This window comes from uncultured Nocardioides sp. (assembly GCF_902805925.1).
Taxonomy (GTDB): Bacteria; Actinomycetota; Actinomycetes; order Propionibacteriales; family Nocardioidaceae; genus Nocardioides.
In genome coordinates this window covers 5,968-10,956 of sequence record NZ_CADCUP010000041.1, presented here as the reverse complement: position 1 = coordinate 10,956, position 4,989 = coordinate 5,968, and the positions used below count along the sequence as shown (strand labels likewise).

General features: G+C 71.2%; 4 protein-coding genes. 1 reads left to right on the top strand and 3 read right to left on the bottom strand.

Annotated features, from left to right (window positions below; genetic code table 11):
* Positions 1–208: 208 nt before the first annotated feature.
* Complete coding sequence (locus tag QZX64_RS02940) at positions 209–1,732, bottom strand: UDP-N-acetylglucosamine 1-carboxyvinyltransferase (RefSeq protein ID WP_295656820.1); 1,524 nt, start codon at positions 1,730–1,732, stop codon at positions 209–211.
* Between the two features lie 113 nt (positions 1,733–1,845).
* On the opposite strand from QZX64_RS02940, the gene QZX64_RS02935 reads away from it, so the two are divergent.
* The gene (locus tag QZX64_RS02935) at positions 1,846–2,865 is read left to right on the top strand and encodes a zinc-dependent alcohol dehydrogenase family protein (protein WP_295656818.1); all 1,020 of its coding nucleotides are present in this window, start codon (positions 1,846–1,848) and stop codon (positions 2,863–2,865) included.
* Positions 2,866–2,981: 116 nt separating this feature from the next.
* On the opposite strand, the gene QZX64_RS02930 is transcribed toward QZX64_RS02935, so the two are convergent.
* Positions 2,982–3,752, bottom strand: a complete 771-nt coding sequence (locus QZX64_RS02930) for an amino acid ABC transporter ATP-binding protein (RefSeq protein WP_295656816.1) — start codon at positions 3,750–3,752, stop codon at positions 2,982–2,984.
* On the bottom strand, positions 3,749–4,989 hold a 1,241-nt coding region (locus tag QZX64_RS02925; RefSeq protein WP_295656815.1), incomplete at its 5' end, for an ABC transporter substrate-binding protein/permease. The genes QZX64_RS02930 and QZX64_RS02925, both read right to left, overlap by 4 nt.

Here is a 4,989-nt window from a genome sequence, read left to right as displayed (position 1 = left end):
GCACGAGCGGGCGTATCGAGACCCGGCACGCCTGAGCGGGCCTGTCTCGGTGGTCGAGTGGCCGCGAGGCACGAGCGGGCGTATCGAGACCCGGCACGCCTGAGCGGGTCTCGACGCGCCCGTCGCGGGCTCGTTCCTCGCCCGCGGGGCTTGCTCGACCTGGTCTCGCCCACGGAGGCTGCTCGTGCCTCGCAGCCTCCTGCGAGCCTCAGATGTCCCGGAAGGTCTCGATGGTGGCGCCGAGCAGGTTCAGGCGCTCGGCCAGGTCCTCGTAGCCGCGGTGGATGACGTACGTCGAGCGCAGCACCGAGGTGCCCTTGGCGGCCAGCATGGCGAGCAGCAGGACGACCGCGGGGCGCAGCGCGGGCGGGCACATCATCTCGGTGCCGCTGAAGTGCGAGGGGCCCTCGATCATCACCCGGTGCGGGTCGAGCAGCTTGACGTTGCCGCCGAGCTTGTTGAGGTCGACCAGGTAGATCGCGCGGTTCTCGTAGACCCAGTCGTGCAGCAGGGTCTGGCCCTCGGCGACGGCGGCGATGACGGCGAAGAACGGCAGGTTGTCGATGTTGAGGCCGGGGAACGGCATCGGGTGGATCTTGTCGAGCGGCGCCCGCAGCCGTGAGGGCTTCGTGGTGATGTCGACCAGGCGGGTGCGCCCGTTGAGGGCGAGGTACTCCTGCGACCGGTCGTACTGCAGCCCCATCTCCTCCAGCAGCGCCAGCTCGATCTCGAGGAACTCGATCGGGACGCGCTGCACGGTGATGGACGACGTGGTGACGATGGCTGCGGCGAGCAGCGACATCGCCTCGATGGGGTCCTCACTCGGCGCGTAGTCGACGTCGACGTCGATGGTCTTGCGACCGGTCACGGTCAGGGTGGTGGTGCCGATGCCCTCGACCTCCACCCCGAGCTTCTGCAGGTAGAAGCACAGGTCCTGGACCATGTAGTTGGAGGAGGCGTTGCGGATCACGGTGGTGCCCGGGTGCAGGGCGGCCGCCATCAGCGCGTTCTCGGTGACGGTGTCGCCGCGCTCGGTGAGCACGATGGGCCGCTGCGGCTCGATCGCCCGGTTGACGTTGGCGTGGTAGGCGCCGTCGGTCGCCTTGACCTCGAGGCCGAAGGGACGCAGCGCCGACATGTGCGGCTCGATGGTGCGCGTGCCCAGGTTGCAGCCGCCGGCGTACGGCAGCTCGAAGCTGTCGGCGCGGTGCAGCAGCGGGCCGAGGAACATCAGGACCGAGCGGGTACGGCGCGCGGCCTCCTCGTCGATGTGCGCGAGGTCGAACTCGGCGGGCGGGACGATCTCGAGGTCGTTCTGGTCGTTGAGCCAGCGGGTGTGCACGCCGAGGGAGGCGAGGACCTCCAGGAGCCGGTTGACCTCCTCGATGCGAGCGACCTTGCGCAGCGTGGTGCGGCCGCGGTTGAGCAGCGAGGCACAGAGCAGCGCGACGCCGGCGTTCTTGGAGGTCTTGACCTCGATGCTGCCGGAGAGGGTCGTGGGGCCGGTGACTCGCAGGTGGGTCGGCCCGGCGCCGAGGGCCACGATCTCGGAGTCGAGGGCGGCACCGATGCGGGCCAGGGTCTCGAGCGAGAGGTTCTGGTGGCCCTTCTCGATGCGGTTGATGGCGCTCTGCGAGGTGGAGAGAAGCTCGGCGAGCTGGGACTGGGTGAGGCCGCGGTGCTTGCGGGCATCGCGGATGAGGTTGCCGATACGGCCCTTGAAGTCACTCATGGATCAACGGTATCTCAGATATGAGATATGGCTGCATGTAGGCGTTCGACCGGCGTGGTGCGCGCACGCAGCCGGGCATCGGCCCCCGGCGGGGCGCGTGCGAGGATCGCCGCATGCGAGCCACCACCATCCATGCCGCCCGGGACATCCGCCTGACCGACGTCGCCACGCCCACCGTGGCGTCGCCCACCGACGCTGTCGTCAAGGTCGTCGCGGGGTGCATCTGCGGGTCCGACCTGTGGCCGTACCGGGGCGAGAACCCCATCGACGCCGGGCAGACCATCGGCCACGAGTGCGTCGGCGTGGTGGAGGAGGTCGGCACCGAGGTGACCTCCTTCGCCCCCGGCGACTTCGTCATCGTGCCGTTCTGCCACAGCGACAACACCTGCCCCCACTGCCGCGCCGGCATGACCTCGGCCTGCCAGAACGCCGGCTTCACCGTCAGCGGCCAGGCGGAGTACTCCCTGGTCAACCAGGCCGAGGGCAGCCTCTACCGGGCCGAGGCGCCCGGCGACGACGAGGCAGCGCTCAAGTCGCTGCTCGCGCTCACCGACGTGATGCCCACCGGCTGGCACGCGGCCGTCGCCGCCGGCGTACGGCCGGGCGGCACCGCCGTCGTGGTCGGGGACGGCGCCGTGGGCCTGTGCGGCGTGCTGGCCGCCTCGGTCATGGGCGCCGAGAAGGTCGTGGCCATGTCGCGCCACGAGCCGCGCCAGGAGATCGCCCGAGCCTTCGGCGCCACGCACGTCGTGGCCGAGCGGGGCCAGGCGGGCGAGGACGCCATCGCCGAGCTCACCGAGGGGGTCGGCGCCGACGCGGTGCTCGAGTGCGTCGGCACCGACCAGTCGATGCGGACCGCGTTCGCCGTCGCGCGGCCGGGCTCCACGGTGGGCTTCGTCGGCGTGCCGCACGGCGTCGAGCTGCCGCTGCGCCGGATGTTCCAGAAGAACGTCGGCCTCCGCGGCGGCATGGCCCCGGTGCGGGCCTACCTCGACGACCTGCTGCCCAAGGTGCTCGACGGGTCGATCAACCCCGGCCTGGTGTTCGACGCCGTGCGGCCGCTCGAGGAGGTGGCCGACGGCTACCGCGACATGGACGAGCGCCGCGCCATCAAGGTCATGCTGCGCCCGTGAGCCCGGTCCGGGCCGTGGCCCTCGACGTCGGCTCGCTCGAGGTCGTCGACGCCGCCCGGGGCCGCTCCTGCTCGGCCACGGACTCCCGGCGGACGCCTTCTCGGGTGGCCGGGTGGCTAGATCGGGTCGAGAATCCGGTGCAGGAACTGCCGGGTGCGCGGCTCGTGCGGGTCGCCGATGACCTGGGCGGCGGGCCCCCGCTCGGCGATGACGCCGTTGTCGAGGAACAGCACCTGGTCGGCCACCTGCTGTGCGAAGCGGATCTCGTGGGAGACCACGACCATGGTCCAGCCCTCGGCGGCGAGGTCCTTCATCACCCCGAGGACCTCGCCGACGAGCTCGGGGTCCAGCGAGGACGTGGGCTCGTCGAAGAGCATCAGGCGAGGCTGCAGCGCCAGCGCGCGGGCGATGCCCACCCGCTGCTGCTGGCCCCCCGACAGCTGGCCGGGGAAGGCGTCGGCGCGGTTGGCGAGGCCGACCCGCTCCAGCAGGACCCGGGCCTCGGCGACCACCTCCTCCTCCGGGCGGCCCTGGGCGTGGACGGGCCCCTCGGTGAGGTTCTCCAGCACCGTGCGGTGGGGGAAGAGGTTGTGGGACTGGAACACCATCGCGCTCTGGCAGCGCAGGCGGAAGAACTCGCGCTCGGCGTCGCGCCGCCCACGGGGCTGGGAGAAGTCGACCTCGACGTCGTCGATGCGCACGGTGCCGGCGTCGGGGACCTCGAGGGTGTTCAGCGAGCGCAGCACGGTCGTCTTGCCCGACCCCGAGGGGCCGAGCAGGACCGTGACGGTGCCCGGATCGACGGTGAAGTCGATGTCGCGCAGCACCTCGTGGTCGCCGAAGGACTTGCGCAGGCCGGTGACGGACAGCAGGGGAGTGGTGCTCATGCCATGTGCCTCTCGAGTCGGGTCTCCAGCCTGCCCTGGCCGAGGGCCAGGAGGGCGCAGACGATCCAGTAGAACAGCGCGGCGAGGGAGTAGAGGGCGAGGAACTCGGTGCTGGCGCCCGCGTAGTCCTGGGCCACGCGGAGCATCTCCGGGACCAGGATCACCGAGGCGAGCGAGGTGTCCTTGACCAGGGAGATGAAGGTGTTCGACAACGGCGGCACGGCGGTGCGGGCGGCCTGCGGCAGCACGATCCGCCGCATGGTCAGGGCGTAGCCCATGCCCACGGTGGCGGCGGCCTCGGTCTGACCCCGCGGCACCGACAGGATCGCGGAGCGGACGATCTCCGCGGCGTACGCGCCGACGTTGAGCGACAGCGCCAGGGTGGCCGCGACGTACGGGTCGAGCTTGATGCCGATCTGGCCGAGGCCGAAGAAGACGATGAACAGCTGGACGAGCAGCGGCGTGCCGCGGATGAGCGAGATGAACCCCTGGGCCGGCCAGTGCAGCCACGGCCGGCTCGAGAGCCGCGCCAGGGCCACCAGGAGGGCCAGCACCAGGCCGATCGCCATGCTGAGCAGCGACAGCGTGATGGTGTACTGCACGAGGGCCCGGAGCATCGGCCCCGCGGCGTCCTGCGCGACGTCCCAGGCGGTGTTGTCGCTGGCCCGGTCGGACAGGTCGGCCTCACCCTCACCGTCCTCGGTGGAGACGTCGGCCCTGAAGTAGCTCTCGGAGATCTCGGTCAGCGTGCCGTCGTCGGCCATGGCGGCGAGCGCCGCGTCGGCCTCGTCGCGCAACGCCGTGTCCTCCTGGCGGAACGCGAACGCCTGCGCGGTGGACTCGCCCTCGACCTCGCCGGCGATCTTCACGTCGGTGGACCCGCTGGCGGCGAGGTAGTCGAGCACGGCGATGTTGTCGTTGAGGATCGCGTCGACCCGACCCTGGGCCAACAGCTCGGCCGCCTGGGCCAGGCCCTCCACGGAGCGCACCTCGGCACCGGCGTCGCGGGCCACCTGGGCCCAGTTGCTCGTCGAGGACTGGGCCGTCGTCCGTCCCTCCAGGTCCTCCAGCGACGTGATGTCGTCGGTGTCGGCCGCGGTGACGATGACGCCGTTGGAGTAGGTGTAGGGCTCGGTGAAGAGGTACTGCGCCTCCCGCTCGGGGTTCAGCGAGATCTGGTTGGCGATCACGTCGATGCGGTCGGCGTCGAGCGCTGGGAAGATCGCGTCGAACGGCG

Bases quoted from the DNA above. Each gene is read 5' to 3' on its own strand.
- QZX64_RS02940 (WP_295656820.1), bottom strand. From the start codon at position 1,732: ATGAGTGACTTCAAGGGCCGTATCGGCAACCTCATCCGCGATGCCCGC.
- QZX64_RS02935 (WP_295656818.1), top strand. From the start codon at position 1,846: ATGCGAGCCACCACCATCCATGCCGCCCGGGACATCCGCCTGACCGAC.
- QZX64_RS02930 (WP_295656816.1), bottom strand. From the start codon at position 3,752: ATGAGCACCACTCCCCTGCTGTCCGTCACCGGCCTGCGCAAGTCCTTC.